Raw genomic sequence first — 20,210 nt, forward strand, 5'->3', positions numbered from 1 at the left:
GCTGCGAAGAAGGAAGAGTATGAAGCGTTTGCAGCATTTCGTCAACCTTCTTTTTTACTCTGCTTTACTCGGCATTTGCATGCATCGTTCAGCGAGGGGGCGAATTATAGCCTTGGGCCGCGTGCTCTGCAAGGGCTATTTTTTGCGCCACATCAAACGCACGAGGCCTGGCACCGCAATTGCTTAGATAGACATATGCACCACCCACCGATGAGAGCAAATCTGGGCCTGGCAGCAACACTGGGGACAGCCTGGTTCGCTTTGCTTTGCTCCCATCTGTGACAGGTGCTACATTATGGAACACTCTCGATATTCAAAAGAGCGCCGCAGTACAGGGCCCAACGGAGGCAACGAGATCATGTATCAACCGTCAGCTACTTACCGTAGCGCACCGTTTTCGTCCATTGCGGACGCGAACGTTTTACCGGCAGGACAAGACAACGTCCCCGTCATCATCGAAACCTCCCATCAGCGCTCAGTCGCCTTTGGCTTGTCGCCCACGGCCACGCCCGACTTTACGCCGGCTGGCAGATCGGACCTGTCCTTGCTGATCGAACAAAACCGCATGCTACACACGCACGCGCTGCCGGCGATGGAAACCCTGTACCAGCAAATCGTCAATACGCACAATATGGTGATCTTGACCGATGCCAATGGCGTGATCGTGCATTCGCTGGGCGACGATGATTTCCTGGAGAAAGCCAACCGCGTCGCGCTGCAGCCGGGCGTGGCGTGGTCGGAACAAAGCCGCGGCACGAATGCCATCGGCACGGCCATCACGGAAAAGGTACCGACCTTGGTCCATGCGGATCAGCATTACCTGGCCGCCAATCATTTCCTGACGTGCTCGGCCGCCCCGATTACCGACCACCGGGGCAATGTGATCGGCGTGCTGGACGTATCCAGCGACCAGCGCAGTTTTCACAAGCATACGATGGCCCTCGTGCGCATGTCGGCGCTAATGATCGAAAATCAGCTGTTTTCCGCCACCTTCGAAGATGCCATCACCGTGCACTTCCACGCGCGTCCCGAGTTCATCGGCACCTTGATGGAAGGCATTGCCTCATTCACGCCGGGCGGACGGTTCTTATCCGCCAATAAAAACGGTTTGTTCCAGCTAGGCCTGTCATTTGCCGCGCTGCAATCCCATACCTTCAGTTCCCTGTTCGGCTTGCCCGTTTCCGCCCTGTACGATCATTACCGCACGGCTGCGCCCGGTCTGCTGAACCTGTGCATGCATAGCGGCGTGCGCGTGTATGGGCGCGCGCAGTTGCGCCTGTCCAATAGCGTCTTCCAGCACGGCTTTACTGCCAGCACCGATCACAGCGATATCAACGCCGCCCCGGCCCAGGTTCCCGCGCCGGCCAGCCATGCGGCCAACGCGGCGCGCCGCCTGTCCGGCTTGCGCTACTTGCGCACGGGCGACCCGCAGCTGGAACTGGTGATCGAAAAGGTCAACAAGGTACTGGGGCGCGATATCCCCATCCTCGTCATGGGCGAAACGGGGACCGGCAAGGAATTGCTGGCGCAAGCCATCCACAACGACTCGCCGCGCGCCATGGGACCATTCATCGCCGTCAATTGCGCCTCGATCCCGGAAACCCTGATCGAGTCTGAACTGTTCGGCTATGAAGATGGGGCCTTTACGGGCGCGCGCAAGAAGGGGGCCATCGGCAAGATTTTGCAAGCCAATGGCGGCACCCTCTTCCTCGATGAAATCGGCGACATGCCGTTTGGCTTGCAGGCGCGGCTGTTGCGCGTGCTGCAGGAACGCATGGTCACGCCGCTGGGCAGTAGCAAATCGATCACCGTCAATGTGGAACTCATTTGCGCGACGAATCACAACTTGCGCGAACGCATGGCCAAGGGACTGTTTCGCGAAGATCTGTATTACCGCCTGAATGGCCTGGTGGTAAAACTGCCGCCGCTGCGCGAGCGCACGGATCTCGATACGGTCGTGAAAAAAATCCTCGCAACGGAAGCGCCCGATACGCGCTACACGGTGGCGCCGGACATCCTGCGCATGTTCCACCAGCATAAATGGCCGGGCAACTTCCGCCAGTTGACCAATCTGTTGCGCACAGCCATCGTCATGGCAGGCGACGAGCATGAAATCTGTTTGCGCCACATGCCTGATGATTTCCTCGACGATATTGAGATGACGCAAGCGACTGCCGCCAGCGCCAGCACGGACCGCATGATCGCCGCCGGCGCCAATCTGGAAGAGATGGAACAAAGCGTGATTCTCAAATCGCTGGACGCGCATGGCGGCAACGTCTCGGCTACGGCGCGGGCCCTGGGCGTGTCGCGCAACACGATCTATCGCAAGGTGCCGCATCTGAAGTAGCCTAGAGTAAACGGGAGAAGCCGGGCGACATTGCGCGCCGGCCCCGCTTGTCGATGGTCATCAGGTCGACGCCCTGCATGTGCGCAGCCATCGCATGCGCGCGCACCGCGCCCGTCACCATGAAGGTCGTCGATAAGCCATCGGCCAGCAAGCCCGTGGGCGCCAGCACGGTCACGCTGGCCAGTTCGCCCGGCGAATCACCGCTCGATGGATCAAAGATGTGGTGATGCACGAAGTCCGGCGTGAACGTGCATTCGTAGTCGCCCGACGTGGCCACGCTGCGCCCCTCCACTTTCAAGGTGGCCGCCAGGATTTCCGCATCGCGCGGGTCCTGGATGCCCAAGGTCCACGGGCGGCGCACAGAACGCTGCCCCCGCGCAACGAATTCGCCCGTGTCGAGCAGTGCGTGCCGTATGCCACGCGCCTGCACGGCTGCCAGCGCCATGTCCGCCGCGTAGCCTTGCGCCAGGCCATTCAAGGTCAGCGCCATGCCGGGCTGAAGAAAACGCACTTCCCGGCTATCCCACGCCAGTTGCCGCCAGCCTACCCGCGCCTGCGCCGCGCGGAACAACGTGTCTGTCGGCAAGCTTGCATGGTCTGCTGCCGCGCGAAACAGCTGCCACAAGGGTTGCACGGTGATATCAAACGCGCCATCGCTCCATTGCGACAAGGCTTGCGCCTGCGCCAGCACGGCCAGCAAATGGGCGTCCGGCCGGGCCAGCCGGCCGTCACGGTTCAGCTGAAAGACTTGGCTGGCTGGACTGTAAATACTCATCAGGCGGTCGATATTCCTGGCCGCATGCAAGGCGTCTTCGATGGCCAGCTCGGCCTGGCGCTGATCGTGGTGCAATACGGTGACGGCGATCGTCGTGCCAAATGCCAAGGTGGCGCCTTGATAAAGGCGCACGCCGGACGCCGTGGCCGTGCCGCGCGCCATGCTGCCAGGCAAAGACAAGCCCGCCATGCCGGCCACGCTGCCGATGGCTGCGGAAATAAACGTTCTACGCTGCATTGCTGCTCTCCTCTGCCGTGGCCCGGACGATGGGAATGGTGCGCGCACGCTTGATTTCCAGCATCAAGGGTGCGCATTTTTCATCGCTGGCGTAAATCACCACGCAATCCATGCACTGGAAACACTCGCCATAATCGACTTTGCCGCTAGCCGCGATGGCGTGATGCTCGCAACGGTGACGGCAAGTCTGGCACGGCGTGCCGCATTCCTTGCGGCGCGGAATCCAGTTGAGCAGGCGAAACCGTCCCAGCAGCGCCAGCGCCGCACCAAACGGACACAGGTAGCGGCAAAAGAATTTATAGGAAACACTGCTGAGCAACAGCAAGCCCACGGCATACGCGACGAAGGGCCAAGCGCGCACGAAGGTCAAGGTAATCGCCGTCTTGAACGGTTCCAGCTCCACCAGCTTATCCGTGATCTGGCTGGAAAACATGCTGCTGCCAAGTATGGCCGCCAGCAAGCCATACTTAACCCATTTCAAGCGCCCATCGAGACGCGGCTTGACCTTCCACTGCGGCAAGCGCAGCCACTGGCCCAGCTTGCCCGTGAATTCCTGCAGGGCGCCGAACGGACACAGCCAGCCGCAAAACGTGCCGCGCCCCCAGATCAGCAAGCTGAGCAGCACGAACGCCCACAGGATCACCGTCATCGGGTCAAACAGGAAAAAGCCCAGGCTGCGCCCCGCCAGCAGCGCCTGGAGTGCGCCCGTGATATTGACGATCGATAACTGCCCTTGCGCGTAATAACCGATGAAGCCGATGGTAAACACCAGGAACAGGCGGCGGAACCAGATAAATTGCCGGCCATCGCGCACCAGGCGTTTCTGCCATGCCAAAGCGCCGGCCAGCAGCGCCAGCCCGGCGGCCAAGAGAAGCAACTCAGCCTTGCGGTTCTTCCACGTGCCGCGCCAGCTGGCATCGTCGCCTTGCGGTGCCGTATAGAAATCGGCCGGCAAGCGGTAATTGACATCCACGTTGCGTGCGATGCGTTCCGGATACACGATGCCCTTGCTGCGCGTGATGGGGAGAGAAAACGCCAGCGGACTGGCCGCATCGAGTCCCGCCTGGCTGATGATGCGCAAGACGGCGATATTTTCCGTCGGCAACGGCCCCGCATCCGACAGGCTCAACTCCAGGTCCAGGTCGCGCATGTCAATGGGCAAGCCATCCTGCTTGAGCAACAGGCGATCAGGCACGGTGCCGCGCACGAAATCGTCGTCCAGCACGCTGTAGCGCCCGCGCGACATGACGAGGATGGCGTGGTCGCCCTCGTCGAGCCGGTTGCGCAGTTTGTTCCAGCTGCGTTCCGTCAACAGATTGCGTCCCACCGTGGGTACAGACACATAGGCCAGGTACAGGTCGATGAACACGCCGTCCGGCGCGCGCGTGGCCTCCGCATCGAGTCCCGCGCCGGGACTGCCGGCAAACAGGGTTTCCACATCCTTGTTACTCAGGCGTACATGTTGAATCAAGCCCTGTTTGAGCATCTGCGCCACGCTGAGTTTCTCGAATACCTCCATGCGGATGCGGGCGATCTGGTCCGGGTCGCGGCCTTGCGCGAAGCCGAGTTTTTTCCGCGACACTTTCAAGGCCGAGGCCAGCACACTTTGGTTGATGATGCGCACAGAGGCCGTGGCCTTCGACACGCCATCGATATCGGCGTGGCTTGCATCTGGCGCGCGCTTGGTTCGCGCATCGATGGCGATGTTCTGTTTCAGCGACAAGCCCTGGTACTGTTTGACAAATTGAAACAGGGGCGCTTCGCCCAAGCCATCGAGAAACACGGGTTCGTGCTGCGACAGGACGGCGACGTCGAGAAAACTGCCCTGTGGATCGATGGCGATCAATAAATTGACGGGTACGCCGGAAAAGCCGGGAATGGGCGCCAGGTCCACCGATTCAAAAACATAGCCGACCAGCTCGGTGGCCGTGGCGTTTTGCCGGAACAAGGGCCAGACGGGCAAGTCGGCTTCCTTGTCGCCGACGACGATGGGAGCGGGAAAGCGCCGTGCCAGCTCGGCCTTGGTCAGTACACCCGCCCACGCCTGTCCCAGGATAAACAGGAATAGCCAGCATCCGATGAATAACCGCATTGTCCGCATCCACTACGCTCCGTGCGGCGCCCTGTTACAAGGCGCCGCGTTGATGGGTTAGAAGAAAATAATGCCGCCCAGGGAGACGCCTTTCATCTTCGCTTCGCCGCCAGCAAAGCCTTTCGAGCGCGTCTGGCCCAGTTCTCCCACCAGGGTGATCGCGCTGTTGAGCGAGTAATACGCGCCCAGGGTCAGGTTGGCGTTCGACTTCAAGCCGCCCGTACCGGCCGTGTTGTCGTCGTTCTTGCTGATGCCATAGGACAGTCCCAGCTTCAGCTTGTCCGTCGTTTTGTACGTGCCTTGCAGCAGCCAGTTCTTCGACTTGGTATCGCCCTGGTCCGCATCGGAGAGTATCCCCAATCCTTTGCCGCCTTGGAAGTTGACCAATACGCCGGCCGGGCCCATCTGGTACGAACCGCCCACTTCCACGCCGCGCATGGTCAGATCATCGACGCCCGGCGTTTTCGACGTGAATTTTTGCGACTTCACACCGAGCCACGCTTTCAAGCCTTCCTGCGCATACGTCAGCTGCGCCTGGACTTGCGGGCTCGACTTCGAAGAATAGGTCGAACCGGCCACGATGGGCGTATCGGAAACAGGGCTGACCAGCGCCACGTCGGCGCCAAAGCCGCCCGACTTCGGCGAGCTGTACATGATCTGGCCATAGTTGCCCAGATAGGTATAGCCGGCGCCGATATGGCCCAGGGTCACCCTGCCCCGCTGCGTCGCCTGCACGGGTGCGCCCGAACCCAACAAGGTCATGTCGGACAGGATCGCATTCGCGCCGAAGATGCCGTAGTCGCGGCCCAGCTTGAAGGTGCCCATCTGCGCATTGCCAAATGTGAAGAAGGCCTGGCGCACATCGACCACGCTGTTCTGGCTGATGGCGCTGTCGGTGGCCGTCGAGTTATAGATGCCGATCAAGGCTTTCACGTCGTACTCGCCCAGCCGCGAGCTTGCCGAGGTGATCAATCCATTTGGCAGCAAGCCGTTGCCGATGGTAGTGCGATCCTTTTCGCCGCCGCAACCGAGCGCCTGGCCACCCAGCGCCAGTCCGCCCACCGCATCGCCCGAACACGACACTTGCGTGTAATAGGCGTTGACGATGCCGCCCACCGACACGGTCCAGTCGCCAGCCTTGATATCGACGGCTTGCGCCTGCCCCATCGCTGCGATTGTCATGACACCCAGGCTCCCCAGCTTGATCAATGTGTTCATTGCTTCTCCTCTTTCTTCTCTGTTTTTAGTGTGCACACCAGTGATTGATGTACCTCAAGCTTTGGCAATAAGCGTGCCCAGCGCGGTTCAGAGGGAACAAGAGAAAAAGCGTATTCAACGTGTGCAGCAGCGGATCAATCACCACTGATAGTGTTCATTTTTTGACCGCAAGTTTGCATAGCAGGCGGACTGGTAAACAAAAAACTGACGGCCTGCGCCGTCAGCAAAAAGAAAACACCTGGCGGACAGGGAGACACCCATCCGAGTGGCCCGGGTGCTTCACCCCATTACTTCGATGCCAGCTTGAAGACCCATACGGAACCGCCCTGTTCCAGGAAGTTGACCTTCTTCGCCACTTCGCCGCCCCACAGCGGCACCGCGCCACCCCAGCCGGAAACGACGGCCACATATTGCGTGTCGCCATCCTGCCAGGTGACGGGCGGCGCCACGACGCCGGAACCCGTCTGGAATTTCCACAACTCCTTGCCCGTCTTCGCGTCGACGGCTTTCAGGAAGCCTTCCGGCGTACCATAGAACACCAGATTGCCGGCCGTACTCATCACGCCGCCCCACAGCGGCGCGTTGTTCTTGATTTCCCAGACGATCTTGCCCGTCTTCGGATCGATGGCGCGCATGGCGCCGATGTAATCGTCAAACAAAGGCTTGATGGTGAAACCGGCGCCGAGGAAGGCGCCGCCCTTCTTGTAGCTGATCGGCTCGTTCCAGATATCCATGCCCCATTCGTTCGCCGGCACATAGAACAGCTTGGTTTGCGGCGAGTACGCCATCGGCATCTGGTTTTTTGCGCCGAGGAAAGCGGGTGCGGCAAACACGGTCGTGCCCTTCTTGCCTTCCTCTCCCTTGGTCGGATCGCCAGGACGTCCGGCGGGGATGAAATTCGGCCGGCCCGTCTTCAGGTCGATGCTGCTGGCCCAGGTGATTTTCTTCACAAACGGAAAGGCGTTCTGCAGCTTGCCGCTGGCCGCATCGATGACATAGAAGAAACCGTTGCGGTCGGCCTTGCCGCCGTAGCGCTTGCCATCCATGTCGAAGGTGACGAATTCGTTGGCGCCGTCGAAATCCCAGGCGTCGTTGGGCGTGTTTTGATACGCCCACTTGATCTGGCCCGTTTTCACGTCCAGCGCCACGGTGGATGACGAGTACAAGTTGTCGCCGGGACGCAAGTGGCTGTTCCATGGCGCCGGGTTGCCGGTGCCAAAGTAGGCGAGCTTGGTTTGCGGATCGTAGGTGCCGCCCATCCAGGTCGAGGCGCCGCCCGTTTTCCACAGGTCGCCCGGCCAGGTTTTGTTCACGGTGCCGGACACGCCGTTGTCGATGGCCTTGCCATCCTTGTCGTAGCGGTGGCCCATATGACCTTCCACCGTCGGACGGCTCCACACGAGATCGCCCGTCATCGGGTTGCGCGCTTCGACCCGGCCCACGATGCCGAATTCGCCCCCCGACACGCCCGTCAGCAGCAAGCCTTCGGCGATCAGCGGGGCGGCCGTCATCGAGTAGCCGGCCGCGTAATCATCGACTTTTTCCTTCCAGACGATCTTGCCCGTGTTCTGGTCCAGCGCCACCAGGTAGGCGTCGAGCGTGCCGAAAATCACCAGGTTGCCGTACAGGGCCGCACCGCGGTTGACCACGTCGCAGCACGGCATGATGCCGTCCGGCAAGCGATGCTCATACTTCCACAGCTTGGCGCCCGTTTTCAAGTCGATGGCAAAGATGCGCGAATACGATGCCGTGACGAACATCTTGCCGTTATGAATCAGCGGCTGCGACTCCTGGCCTCGCTGTTTTTCACCGCCAAACGAGAACGACCAGGCCGGCACCAGCTTGGCCACGGTCTTGTCATTGATCTGCGTCAGCGGCGAATAGCGCTGGCCCTGCGTACCCATGCCAAACGACAGGACGCTGGCCGGATTCTTCGCCGTGTTGTCGAGCATGGCATTGCTGACATTGCCCACGTCGGCCGCCTGGGCCAGCGATGCCAAACCCAAACCGATGAGTATCCCCATGATTTTTTTCTGCACAATCATCTCCCTCTGTTATTAGTATGTGTGTGTAACTCTCAGGTACTTTTTCTGTCGTGCTCATGCGGCTGGGCATGCAACAGCGCGCACTCTTCATCGGTGAACAGGCGCGAGCGCGTCAAAAAGCGCTTGCCGGTGCCGTTGTCAAGTGAAAACATGCCGCCATTGCCGTCGACCACATCGATAATCAACTGGGTATGCTCCCAGTACTCGAATTGCTCGAGTCCCATGTAAAACGGTGTGCCATTCAAATTGCCGAGATAGATATCGGTGTCGCTGACATCGAACTCGCCCAACGCATAGCACATGGGCGCACTGCCATCGCAGCAGCCGCCCGACTGGAAGAACATCAGCGGGCCGTGACGCTGGCGCAATTTTTCCATCATTTCCAGCGCCGCATCGGTGGCGACCACCCGGGCAATTGCTGCACTCATGGCATCCCTTTCTGCGCGCCGCACCTGGACTACAGGTGCGGCGACTGTTGCCGGTTTAGAAGAAGCCCAGGGCTTTCGGGCTATAGCTCACCAGCAAGTTCTTCGTTTGCTGGTAGTGATCGAGCATCATCTTGTGGTTTTCGCGGCCGATACCCGATTGCTTGTAGCCACCGAATGCGGCATGGGCTGGATACAGGTGATAGCAATTGGTCCACACACGGCCCGCCTGGATGGCGCGTCCCATGCGGAAGGCACGCGAACCGTCACGCGTCCACAAGCCGGCGCCCAGGCCGTACAAGGTATCGTTGGCAATCGCCAGCGCGTCGGCCTCATCCTTGAAGGTGGTCACGGACACGACTGGCCCGAAAATCTCTTCCTGGAAGATGCGCATCTTGTTGTTGCCCTTGAACACGGTCGGACGCACGTAGTAGCCGCCTTCCAGGTCGCCCGCCTGCGTGTTGCGCTCGCCGCCAGCCAGCACTTCGGCGCCTTCCTGGCGGCCGATGTCGAGGTAGGACAGGATCTTTTCCAGCTGCTCCTGCGAGGCCTGCGCACCGATCATGGTGGAAGCGTCGAGCGGGTTGCCCTGCTTGATGGCGGCCACGCGCTTCAGGGCCCGTTCGATGAATTTCTCGTAGATCGATTCCTGGATCAGCACGCGCGATGGGCAGGTGCACACTTCGCCCTGGTTCAGCGCGAACATGGCAAAACCTTCCAGGCACTTGTCGAAATAATCATCGTCCGCATCCATCACGTCTTCAAAGAAGATGTTCGGCGACTTGCCGCCCAGCTCGAGAGTGACGGGAATCAGGTTTTGCGCCGCGTAGCCCATGATCAGGCGGCCCGTGCCCGTTTCGCCCGTGAAGGCGATCTTGGCGATGCGCTTGCTCGACGCCAGCGGCTTGCCCGCTTCCAGGCCGAAACCGTTGATGATGTTCAGCACGCCCGGTGGCAGCAAGTCACCGATCAGCTCGATCAACACCATGATGGAGGCCGGCGTCTGCTCGGCCGGTTTCAAGACCACGCAATTGCCGGCGGCCAGGGCTGGCGCCAGTTTCCACACGGCCATCAAGATCGGGAAATTCCACGGGATGATCTGGCCCACGACACCCAGCGGCTCATGGTAGTGATAGGCATAGGTTTCCGCGTCGATTTGCGCGACGGAACCTTCCTGCGCGCGGATGCAACCGGCGAAATAACGGAAATGGTCGATGGCCAGCGGAATGTCGGCATTCATCGTTTCGCGGATCGGCTTGCCGTTGTCGATGGTTTCCGCCGTGGCGATCAGGCTCAGGTTCTGCTCGATGCGGTCGGCGATGCGGTTCAGGATATTGGCGCGCTCGGCAGGCGACGTCTTGCCCCAGGCATCCTTGGCGGCATGCGCGGCGTCCAGCGCCAGCTCGACGTCTTCCGCCGTGGAGCGGGCGATTTCGCAAAATGGCAAGCCGGTGATCGGCGTAATGTTAGGAAAATATTCACCTTTTACCGGTGCAACGAATTTACCGCCAATGTAATTGTCATAGCGTTGTTTGAAGGGATTGGCTACGCCCAGTTTGCTGATGTCTGCGAGATTCATGTCGTCCTCTATCGGGTTAATTAGAATGAAATTACTTAATTAAAATCAAACGTCCTGGTACAGATGGGGGTGAGTACATGGGGTCTTCCGCAAATGCCGTGCCAGCTCGCCGCCCCCTTACAAACTTAGCCGGTTTTACCCTTGTTACAAGGGCGTGGCACCAATCCCGGCGCGCTTTTCAGCGTATCCCCCGGGCATGAAAGGAGGGCCGGGTCTGTTGGCGTTTTGAACAAGGTGGCAGCGTCCTGTTCCAATCCGGGCCAGCCCTGCTGCCGCCCCCCTGCGCCGCTACACAATGGAACAGGTGTACCAGACTGGAACACCTTCTCTGCGCCACTACCGAATCACCACGCCCCATGGCAATTCGCCCACGGCAATATCGGCCACCTTCTGTGCGCTGGCCGTGTCGATGACGGAAACGCTGTTCGAGCGGCCATTGGCCACGTACAGCTTGGCGCCGTCGGGCGTGATGGCCATGTTCCACGGACGCTTGCCGACGGCAATGGTGGCCGTGACCTGCTTGCTGGCCGTGTCGATCACCATCACCGTGCCGTCCGTGCCATTCGAGACATACACCTGCTTGCCGTTGGGGTGGACCACGATGCCATTTGCATTCTTGCCAGCGGGAATGGTGGCGATGGCCTTGCGCGCGGCCATGTCGATCACGTAGACGGCATTGACCAGCTCGCACGCCACGTAGGCGCGGCCCGAGTCCGGACTGAAGCCGATGCCGCGTGGGCGCAGTCCCACGGCGATGGAAGTCACCTGGCGGCGTTGCGCCACATCGATGACGTCGACTTGCTCGGCCTCTTCCGCGCTGACCAGCAGCCAGCGCCCATCGGGACTGAACACGGCATGTTCCGGATTACGTCCCTGCACCTTGATATCGGCGAGCAAGGTACCTGTGTGGCCATCGAGCAAGGCCACGCTATTGTTTTCCTCGACGGCCACGGCCACATAATGACCGTCCCGGGAAGCGCTGACACCTTCGGGCGACTTGCCCAGCGCCACCGCGCGCACGGGCGTGCCGGCAGCGTTATCGATCAGCAACAAGGCGCTGCTGGCGGCGTCCGTGACAAACAATTGCCGCCCGGTGGGGTCGGCGGCGATGCCGCGCGGCCGCTTGCCTGCGGCGATCTGGCGCACTACCTGGTCGGTAGCCGTGTCGATCACGCTCAAGGTGCCCGATTTTTCATTGGGGACATAGGCAAACGGAGCGGCCTGGAGGGCGCTGCTGGCGAGCGCAGGCAGCAGCCAGCACACCTGGCGCAAGCGCGAGAAGAAGTTGGGCATAATCACCTTTTCAATGGAAAAACACAGGAAAAACGCGCGGCATCGGCGCCTATGACAATTGCTGTATGCAAACGCCGTGCCACGGACAAGCGTATAATTTCAGCCCACCAATGGAGACATGGCAGGCATATTGCTTGATAAGACTATGCAGACCTGTGCCGCTCACGCGCTCAAGCAGGCTTTTATTCACATTGGAGAATCCGCATGCAGCATCGTTTCCGCCTGAACACCATCGCCAGCCTGTTTGTCGCCGGCAGCGCCACCCTGGTCCCCCACGTCTTTGCCGCCGAGGCAGCTGATCCGGCCAACGGGCAACTCATGGATACGGTGGTCGTCAGCGGCAGCCGCATCGCCCACCCCAGCCAGGAAGTGCCGGCCTCGATCGACGTCGTCGGCAGCGCTCGCATCCAGGATGGGCAAATCCGCGTCAACGCATCGGAAGCGCTGGCCGCCGTGCCGGGCCTGGTCGTGCAAAACCGCCAGAACTATGCGCAAGACTTGCAGATCTCGTCGCGCGGCTTCGGCGCACGCTCAGCCTTCGGTGTGCGCGGCGTCAAACTCATCAGCGATGGCATTCCCGCCAGCATGCCCGATGGCCAGGGCCAGGCCGCCACCTTCAACCTCGATACGGCCGAGCGCATCGAAGTGCTGCGCGGCCCGTTTTCTGCCATCTACGGCAACCACTCAGGCGGCGTGATCCAGCTGTTTTCCAAGGATGGACAAAATCCCCCGTCCGTCGAACTGAATGTGACAGGCGGCAGTTTCGGCACCAGCAAGGTGGACTTGACGGCGCAAGGCCAGACAGGCGGCATCGGCTACGTGCTCGACGGCTCGCGCTTCCGCACGGATGGTTTTCGCGACCACAGCGCCGCCACGCGCGAACAGGCTTTCGGCAAGATCACCGTCAAGCCGACGAAGGACAGCAAGCTGACCATCGTCGCCAACAGCCTGCACCAAGGCAACACGCAAGATCCGTTGGGCGCCACCTGGGCCACGTTTGCCCGCGACCCGCGCGCCGGCGAAATCGACACGACGGATACACAGAACCCGAGACGCACCCTGGCCGAACGCTACAACACGCGAAAGAGCATCGACCACCAGCAAATCGGCGCCACCTATGAACAGTCGTTCGGAGATGACCGCCTGCGTGTGATGGTGTATGGCGGCAACCGCGACGTGATTCAATACCAGGCATTTACCAAAGGCTTCCAGGCCCCGGCCAGCCATTCGGGCGGCGTGGTCGATTTCCAGCGCCAGTTCTATGGCATCGACACCAACTGGCTGCATGTGAACCAGCTGGCCGGGGGCAAGCTGAGCACCACCATCGGCATCGATTATGGCCGCTCCAGCGATGACCGCACCGGCTATGAGAATTACATTGGCAATAGCTTTGGCGTAAAAGGCAAGCTGCGCCGCGACGAGCAGAATGTCGTGTCCAGCCTCGATCCGTATGTCCAGGCGGAATGGCAAAACGGGCCGTGGCTGCTCAGCGCAGGTGTGCGCTACAGCAAGATGAAAGTGTCGGTCAACGACCACTTCCTCGGCAATGGCAATGACAGCGGCAGCCTCGAGTTCAGCCATACGACACCAGTGCTGGGCCTGCTGTATAAACTGACGCCGAACGTCAACGTCTACGCCAGCGCCGCGCGCGGCTTCGAAGCGCCCACCTTGAATGAGCTGTTTTACTCGGGCACGGGCGGCGGCTTCAATTACCAGCTGAAACCGGCCACCAGCACCAACCTGGAAGCGGGCATCAAGGCCAGGATCAATAACAACACGCACATCAACGCGGCCGTGTTCCAGATCAAGACCAACGACGAACTGGTGGTCGACAAGTCCAGCGGCGGGCGCACCAGCTATCGCAATGCGGGTAAAACCTTGCGCCAGGGTATGGAAGTATCGCTGGACTCGAACCTGTCGTATGGTTTCACGGCAAAAGTGGCGCTCACCAGCCTGCACGCCGTGTATGACCAGGCCTTTGGCAGCGTGCGCGAAGGTAGCCGCTTGCCGGGCGTGCCCAGCGCCAACCTGTTTGCGGAACTGGCCTGGAAAGACACGCTCGACCGTTTTGGCGCGGCGCTGGAAAGCGTGGCCAGCAACCAGATCTACGCGGAGGACAGCAACAGCGAAAAACCGGCGCCCGGCTATACGGTGTTCAATGCGCGCTTCAACGCCAAGCAAAACGTGGGCAACTGGCGCTTCAAGGAATTTGCCCGCCTGAACAATCTTTTCGACAAGACCTACGTGGGCTCCGTCATCGTCGGCGACAGCAACAAGCGCTACTATGAAGCGGCGCCGGGACGTAATTGGTTGCTGGGCGTTAGCGCGCAGTACTCGTTCTAATAACAAAGCCCGCACATCGACCGATGCGCGGGCTTTTTATCATGCGGCATGGCCTGTTATGGCCGTGCTTCCTTCACGCCATATTTCTCGAAGATGGTTTTCAATTCGCCGCTGGCGGCCATCTCGTTCATGGCTGCCTGCAGCAACTTGCCCACGTCGAGTTGCTGGCGGCTGACGGCCAGGCCCACGGCCCAGCCGGTACGCGGCAAGCGGGCGAACGCCACTTCGCTCAAGGGGAAAGCGGGATCGCTTTTCAGCACTGATTCGATTTCCGACCGGTTGGCCAGCACGGCGTCGAGCTTGCCCGCCTGCAATTGCTGCAAGGCTTCGGCCGCCGTGTCGAAGATACGCACGTCGTCACGGTACTTGCCATTGTCTTCACCCAGCATCAGCATGGCCGCGATCGACACCTTTTCCACGCCGATGCGCTTGCCGGCCAGCGAAGCGACGCCCTCGAATTGCGGCACGGCTTGCGCGCTGCGCGCCAGGCGCACGGTTTCCACGTAGTACGGCGCGAAGATCTCGACCTTGTCGTTATCCGCCATCAACTTCTTGTCGACCGGCACATGCAACATCACATCGGCGGGACCATAACCGAGGTAATGCCCCTTCCACACCATATTGCGCAAATCATCGTTCAGGTTTTCGCCAGCGGGAAATGGCAGCAAGCTCAGTTTCAAACCCAGCTTTTTCGCCAGCGCTTCGGCGATGTCGATATCGATGCCAACGCCCTTGTCGGAAAACGGCGCGAACTCATTGTACACAGCCACTTTCAGGCTGCCCGACTGCTGCACTTTCTGCCAGTCGGCATGCGCCGGCGCGGCTGCGCACAGCGCCAGGCAGGCGAGCGAGAGCATCGCGCGCGCGCCATGGAGTTGAAATGAACGCATGGGACTCCTTTATGATCAGTTCGACTCGCGGCGGGTTTCCAGATAGGTCTTGATGGCCCACATGGCTTCCTGGTTGAACACGCCCTCGAACGGCGGCATGTACACGGCGCCATTGCGCACTTTACCGTGGCGGATGGTGGTCAGGTAGTAATTATCCGTCTCCTTGTAGCAAGCCTGTTTCTTTGTCTCATTCTTGATACTGAAACAATCGCGGTCAAGCTGGCGCAAGTCCGGTGCGATACCGCCCGAGATGGCTTCGATGCCATGGCAGCGGGCGCAATTCTGATTGTAGGCCGAGGTGCCCACCGTCAAGGCCAGTTTGTTGCCCCGATACGGATTTTGATCGAGCCACTTGTCGCCCACCTTGGGCAAGCCCGTGGTGTCGACGCCTTGCGGCGTGACATTGCCGTGCGCATAGGCATGCGGTAAGGTCAGCAGGGAAGTGAGGGCAACGGCGCCGGCGGCGGCAACGCCGAGCAGGGTACGAATGGAATAGGACATGCTGGTCTCCTTGGTTTTTTTAGTGAATATCCAAGAAGAGCAAATGCCATGCCATGCGTATATGCCCCACGTCCGGCCACCCATGTATCAATTTGGAACAGCTGCAACAGCTAGTTGTGTCACCGCGCGCGTCAAGCGGCGGCCACCGTGCAGATGCTGCTCCGCTCCTGCTGCTCGAAAGTAATACGCACGGGCAAAAATCGGGCAATCACCTCCGCATTCGTCAGTGCATGCTGCGAGACCTTGCTGCAACTGAAGCTACCGCCGCCGGCCAGCGCCATGGGCAGCAAGAGCTGGTCGGCCAGGTGCTCGCCGACGGCCGCGTCCGTCTTGAGATAGGCGCGCACCTCGTTCAACAGGCGCTTGGCCACGGATTCGGCCAGCAAGGACTTTTCACCGAAAGCAGTAAACACTTCCGTGACATGCTCATGCTCCAAGGTCAGCAACAAGACATTGCCCGGTCCCTGCTCCGACGGCAAGCCGACGATGCGCAACTGATTGCCGCTCCAGCCCATGCCGCCGGCGACACGCTCGAGCTCGCGCTCGGCCACCCGCACGTGCACGCCCGCCACCACGCTTTCCGCATACCCCGCCTTCCGTTCACCGCGCTGCAGCAATGCGATGGGGCGCAAGCGCTGGCACGGTTGCACGGTGGCCATCACCTCGCCGCCGCCTGCGGGATGAAAGCCATAGCGTTGCAGCGAAATATCCACCTCGGCCCCCATCTGTTCCAGGACGCGGCCATACGCGCGCTGCAGGAAATGCACGGGCGGCGCCATGGCATTGTGCGTGCCACCACTGATGCGCACGGTAGAAGCTCCATCCGCATGCAGCAGGGCCGGCAACAGGGTTTGCAATACCAGGGTGCAGCTGCCGGCGCTGCCGATGGCGAAGCGGTAATCGCCGCCGCGTATGGGGCCAGGCACGAATTCCAGGCTCGTTGCGCGCAGCGCCACTGGCGTCGTGTGCGCCCCGCAAATGGCGGCTGTCGCCTGCACGGCCAGCAGATGCTGGCGCAGCAAGCCGGGCTTTTCCCGCCCCGCGCGGATATTCGTCAGCCGGAATGGCTGCCCCGTGATCATGGACAGGCTCAGCGCCGAGCGCAAAATCTGTCCGCCGCCCTCACCTTGCGCTCCATCTATTTCTATCATCTCTGCTTTCTCTCTTATCCTTTGACGCAGACGACCTGCTTCAAGATATGCACCACACCGACCAGCTCGCGCTGCGCCAGCATCACCGCATCGATATCCTTGTAGGCCATCGGAATCTCATCGATCACGTTTTCATTCTTGCGGCATTCCACGCCTTGCGTGGCGCGGATCTGGTCATCCAGGTTGAAGCGCCGCTTCGCTTCCGTGCGGCTCATCGTGCGGCCCGCACCGTGGCTGCAGCTATGGAAACTCTCCGCATTGCCTTTGCCGCGCACGATAAAACTCTTCGCCCCCATGGAACCGGGAATGATCCCCAGCTCGCCGGCGCGGGCCGAGACGGCGCCCTTGCGCGTGACCAGCACATCCTTGCCGAAGTGGTGCTCCTTCTGCACATAGTTATGGTGACAGTTGACGGCTTCCACGTGCGTCTGGAACGGTTTATGGATGACCGTGCGCACGGCGGCGATCAGGTTCTGCATCATCACTTCTCGGTTGTTGCGCGCAAACCGCTGCGCCCAGCCGACCGCTTCCACGTAATCGTCGTAATGCTGCGTGCCTTCGGCCAGGTAAGCCAGATCCTGGTCGGGCAGGTTGATGAAGTGGGTGCGCATATCCTGCTTGGCCAGTTCGATGAAGTGCGTGCCGATGGCATTGCCCACGCCGCGCGATCCGGAATGCAGCATGAACCATACGGAACCCTGTTCATCGAGGCAGACTTCGACGAAGTGGTTACCGCTGCCCAAAGTCCCCAGGTGACGATAATTGTTCGTATTTTTCAGCTTCGGCGTTTTCAGGCAGATGGCGTCGAATTCATCCTTCAATTGCAGCCACGCGGCATCGACCACCGAGGGCGGCGTATGCCAGGACCCCTCATCACGGCCGCGATGTCCGCGCGTCTTCGGCGACATCCCGTGCGGAATGGCGCGTTCGATGGCGCTGCGCAGCGGCGCCAGATTATCGGGCAAGTCATTCGCCGTCAGCGTGGTCTTCGCCGCCATCATGCCGCAACCGATATCCACGCCCACCGCCGCCGGGATCACGGCGCCCAGGGTGGGAATCACGCTGCCGATGGTCGACCCTTTACCCAGGTGGACGTCGGGCATGACGGCGATGTGCTTGTAAATGAAAGGCAGGGTCGCCGTGTTGCGCAGTTGTTTTTTGGCCGCTTCTTCGACAGGCACGCCACGGGTCCACATTTTGACGGGACGGCTGCCTTCGGTATGCAGGACTTCGTATTCTTCGTTTTTCATCTGCTTCTTTTCTTCTATTTTATAAGGGGTGATGACAAGGCTTGGTAAAACGTCTGCCGACGTATCGGCTCTGGAGGTAGGTATTGGCCATTTCGTTCCTCCCTGCTCTCTACTTTCATCTCGTTGCTACACTCTCTATTGCAAGCGCTGTGCCAGCTTTTAATATTTCACCCAAGATACCTATAAACCATTGATTTAATTAAATAATATTTCAATACATGTTCTGCCGAGCAAGTTCCTGCGCATTACAATCTAAACTATAATTATCTTTTAAGATAAATAGTTATCCAATTTATGCAAGCAAAACGCACCGTTGTCATTGGTTTTCTCGGCACGCAGCTCGACAACGGCAAGGGTGCTGCGCGCTGGGAAAAGTGGCGTCCCAGCGTCGCCCTGACCCAGCATGAAGACAAGATCATCGACCGTTTCGAGCTGCTGTACGCGGGCAGCCAGTTTGACAATCTGGTACGCCAGGTATCGCAGGATATCGCCAGCATCTCGCCTGAAACCACGATGATCGCCCACGAACTACCCATCAGCGATGCCTGGGACTTCGAGAACGTGTACGGCGCCCTCTACGATTTTGCCAACAACTACCCGTTCGATCCGGACAAGGAAGACTACTGGATCCACATCACCACCGGCAGCCACGTGGTGCAGATCTGCATGTTCCTGATGACGGAAGCACGCTATTTCCCCGGCCGCCTCGTGCAAACGTCGCCACCGAAGCGCCAGGGTGCCGGCAATCCCGGCAGCTACGCATTGATCGACCTCGATCTGTCGCGCTACGACCAGATCGCCCAGCGTTTTACGCGCGAACAGGCTGAAGGCGTGGCCTTCCTGAAGTCCGGCATCGCCACGCGCAATGCGAAGTTCAACGGCATGATCGATGAAATCGAGCGCGTCGCCATCAAATCGAAAGCCCCCATGCTGTTGATGGGGCCGACCGGCGCCGGCAAATCGTTCCTTGCGCGCCGCGTGTATGAACTGAAAAAATCGCGCCACCAGATCGATGGCAAATTCATCGACCTCAATTGCGCCACCCTGCATGGCGATGGCGCCGCCTCTACCCTGTTCGGCCATATCAAGGGGGCATTTACGGGCGCCGGCGCGGACCGGCCCGGCTTGCTGCGCAGCGCGCATAAGGGCTTGCTGTTTCTCGATGAAATCGGTGAACTGGGGCTCGACGAGCAGGCGATGCTGCTGAAAGCCATCGAAGAAAAGCGCTTTTTCCCCGTCGGTGCCGATACGGAGGTGCAGAGCGACTTCCAGCTGATCGCCGGCACCAACCGCGATCTGGGCAAAGAGGTAGCCGCCGGCCGCTTCCGCGAAGATCTGTATGCGCGCATCAACCTGTGGACGTACGAATTGCCGGGTCTGGCGCAGCGGCCGGAAGACATCGAGCCGAACCTGGAATACCTGCTGGCGCAATATGGTGCCGAGACGGGTGAACGCGTGCGCTTCAACAAGGAGGCGCGCGAGCGCTTCATGCGTTTCGCCGCGTCGCCTTCGGCCGCCTGGAGCGGCAATTTCCGCGACCTGTCCGCCGCCGTCACGCGCCTGGCCACCTTGTCGGAAGCGGGCCGCATCACGGATGGCGTGGTCGACGAGGAAATCAGGCGCCTGAAACGGCTATGGCAGCATCATGACAAGCCTGCCGGAGGCATGGAAATCGATCTGGCCGATATCATGGGAAGCGAGGCAGCCGCGCAGCTTGACCTGTTTGATGCGCTGCAGCTGAGGTCAGTAATTCAGGTATGCCGACAATCGAACAGTTTGTCCGATGCGGGCCGTACCCTGTATGCCGTGTCGCGCGCGGCGAAGGCCAGGCCAAATGATGCGGACCGGCTCAAGAAATTCCTGGCCCGCTTTGACCTTGAATGGGATGGAGTCTGCCGACCTCATTAACGGAGAAAGGCAGCGCTAAGCGCTGCTTTTTTATGTCCGCACGCGGTTATTGGAAAAAGCATCAGACGTAAAAAAACCCCAACCGGATCACCGGAAGGGGTTTTTTCGAATAACAAGCCTGACGATAACCTACTTTCACACTGGTTGCAGCACTAT

At 60.2% G+C, this 20,210-nt stretch carries 15 protein-coding genes; 4 read left to right on the forward strand and 11 right to left on the reverse strand.

Going from position 1 to position 20,210, the window contains the following annotated elements:
* Together AC54AF_RS25370 and AC54AF_RS25375 are read left to right on the forward strand one after the other, a co-directional pair.
* Positions 1 to 282, forward strand: a 282-nt coding sequence (locus AC54AF_RS25370) for a hypothetical protein (RefSeq protein ID WP_496638778.1), incomplete at its 5' end; no start/stop codon positions are given.
* 76 nt (positions 283 to 358) lie between these two features.
* Entirely contained in the window at positions 359 to 2,347 is a 1,989-nt protein-coding gene (locus AC54AF_RS25375; RefSeq protein WP_496638779.1) for a sigma-54-dependent Fis family transcriptional regulator, read from the forward strand.
* Position 2,348: 1 nt separating this feature from the next.
* On the opposite strand, the gene AC54AF_RS25380 is transcribed toward AC54AF_RS25375, so the two are convergent.
* The 7 genes from AC54AF_RS25380 to AC54AF_RS25410 all read right to left on the reverse strand — a co-directional run bounded on the left by AC54AF_RS25380 (position 2,349) and on the right by AC54AF_RS25410 (position 12,011).
* Complete coding sequence (locus AC54AF_RS25380; protein ID WP_496638780.1) at positions 2,349 to 3,359, reverse strand: FAD:protein FMN transferase; 1,011 nt, start codon at positions 3,357 to 3,359, stop codon at positions 2,349 to 2,351.
* A complete protein-coding gene (locus AC54AF_RS25385) occupies positions 3,349 to 5,451 on the reverse strand; it encodes a 4Fe-4S binding protein (RefSeq protein WP_496638781.1) in 2,103 nt (700 codons plus the stop codon). Before AC54AF_RS25385 ends, AC54AF_RS25380 begins: the two co-directional genes overlap by 11 nt.
* Before the next feature lie 57 nt (positions 5,452 to 5,508).
* Positions 5,509 to 6,669 carry a porin gene (locus tag AC54AF_RS25390; protein ID WP_496638782.1) on the reverse strand — a complete coding sequence of 387 codons (1,161 nt, stop codon included), beginning with the start codon at positions 6,667 to 6,669 and terminating at the stop codon, positions 5,509 to 5,511.
* Between the two features lie 287 nt (positions 6,670 to 6,956).
* Positions 6,957 to 8,693, reverse strand: coding sequence for a PQQ-dependent methanol/ethanol family dehydrogenase (locus tag AC54AF_RS25395; RefSeq protein WP_496638783.1), 1,737 nt, complete (start codon positions 8,691 to 8,693; stop codon positions 6,957 to 6,959).
* A gap of 53 nt (positions 8,694 to 8,746) precedes the next feature.
* On the reverse strand, positions 8,747 to 9,142 hold the full coding sequence (locus tag AC54AF_RS25400; RefSeq protein ID WP_496638784.1) for a DUF779 domain-containing protein: 396 nt from the start codon (positions 9,140 to 9,142) through the stop codon (positions 8,747 to 8,749).
* 55 nt (positions 9,143 to 9,197) lie between these two features.
* Positions 9,198 to 10,718 carry an aldehyde dehydrogenase gene (adh, locus tag AC54AF_RS25405; protein ID WP_131689934.1) on the reverse strand — a complete coding sequence of 507 codons (1,521 nt, stop codon included), beginning with the start codon at positions 10,716 to 10,718 and terminating at the stop codon, positions 9,198 to 9,200.
* A 336-nt stretch (positions 10,719 to 11,054) separates the two neighbouring features.
* The gene (locus tag AC54AF_RS25410; RefSeq protein ID WP_496638785.1) at positions 11,055 to 12,011 is read right to left on the reverse strand and encodes a beta-propeller fold lactonase family protein; all 957 of its coding nucleotides are present in this window, start codon (positions 12,009 to 12,011) and stop codon (positions 11,055 to 11,057) included.
* 204 nt (positions 12,012 to 12,215) lie between these two features.
* On the opposite strand from AC54AF_RS25410, the gene AC54AF_RS25415 reads away from it, so the two are divergent.
* Positions 12,216 to 14,354 carry a TonB-dependent receptor family protein gene (locus AC54AF_RS25415; protein ID WP_496638786.1) on the forward strand — a complete coding sequence of 713 codons (2,139 nt, stop codon included), beginning with the start codon at positions 12,216 to 12,218 and terminating at the stop codon, positions 14,352 to 14,354.
* Between the two features lie 56 nt (positions 14,355 to 14,410).
* Here the strand turns inward: AC54AF_RS25415 and AC54AF_RS25420 are convergent, their stop codons facing one another.
* The 4 genes from AC54AF_RS25420 to AC54AF_RS25435 form a co-directional block, all read right to left on the reverse strand.
* Positions 14,411 to 15,244 (reverse strand): substrate-binding periplasmic protein, encoded by an 834-nt coding sequence (locus AC54AF_RS25420; RefSeq protein WP_496638787.1) that lies wholly within the window; start codon positions 15,242 to 15,244, stop codon positions 14,411 to 14,413.
* Between the two features lie 15 nt (positions 15,245 to 15,259).
* Positions 15,260 to 15,745 carry a cytochrome c-550 PedF gene (gene pedF, locus AC54AF_RS25425; RefSeq protein WP_131689930.1) on the reverse strand — a complete coding sequence of 162 codons (486 nt, stop codon included), beginning with the start codon at positions 15,743 to 15,745 and terminating at the stop codon, positions 15,260 to 15,262.
* Between the two features lie 131 nt (positions 15,746 to 15,876).
* Complete coding sequence (rtcA, locus tag AC54AF_RS25430; RefSeq protein ID WP_496638788.1) at positions 15,877 to 16,896, reverse strand: RNA 3'-terminal phosphate cyclase; 1,020 nt, start codon at positions 16,894 to 16,896, stop codon at positions 15,877 to 15,879.
* A 14-nt stretch (positions 16,897 to 16,910) separates the two neighbouring features.
* On the reverse strand, positions 16,911 to 18,146 hold the full coding sequence (locus AC54AF_RS25435; RefSeq protein WP_496638789.1) for an RtcB family protein: 1,236 nt from the start codon (positions 18,144 to 18,146) through the stop codon (positions 16,911 to 16,913).
* A gap of 294 nt (positions 18,147 to 18,440) precedes the next feature.
* Here AC54AF_RS25435 and rtcR point away from each other — a divergent pair, with 294 nt between their 5' ends.
* Positions 18,441 to 20,054 carry an RNA repair transcriptional activator RtcR gene (gene rtcR, locus AC54AF_RS25440; protein WP_496638790.1) on the forward strand — a complete coding sequence of 538 codons (1,614 nt, stop codon included), beginning with the start codon at positions 18,441 to 18,443 and terminating at the stop codon, positions 20,052 to 20,054.
* The last annotated feature ends 156 nt before the right edge of the window (positions 20,055 to 20,210 follow it).

The organism is Janthinobacterium sp. JF4, from assembly GCF_059617925.1.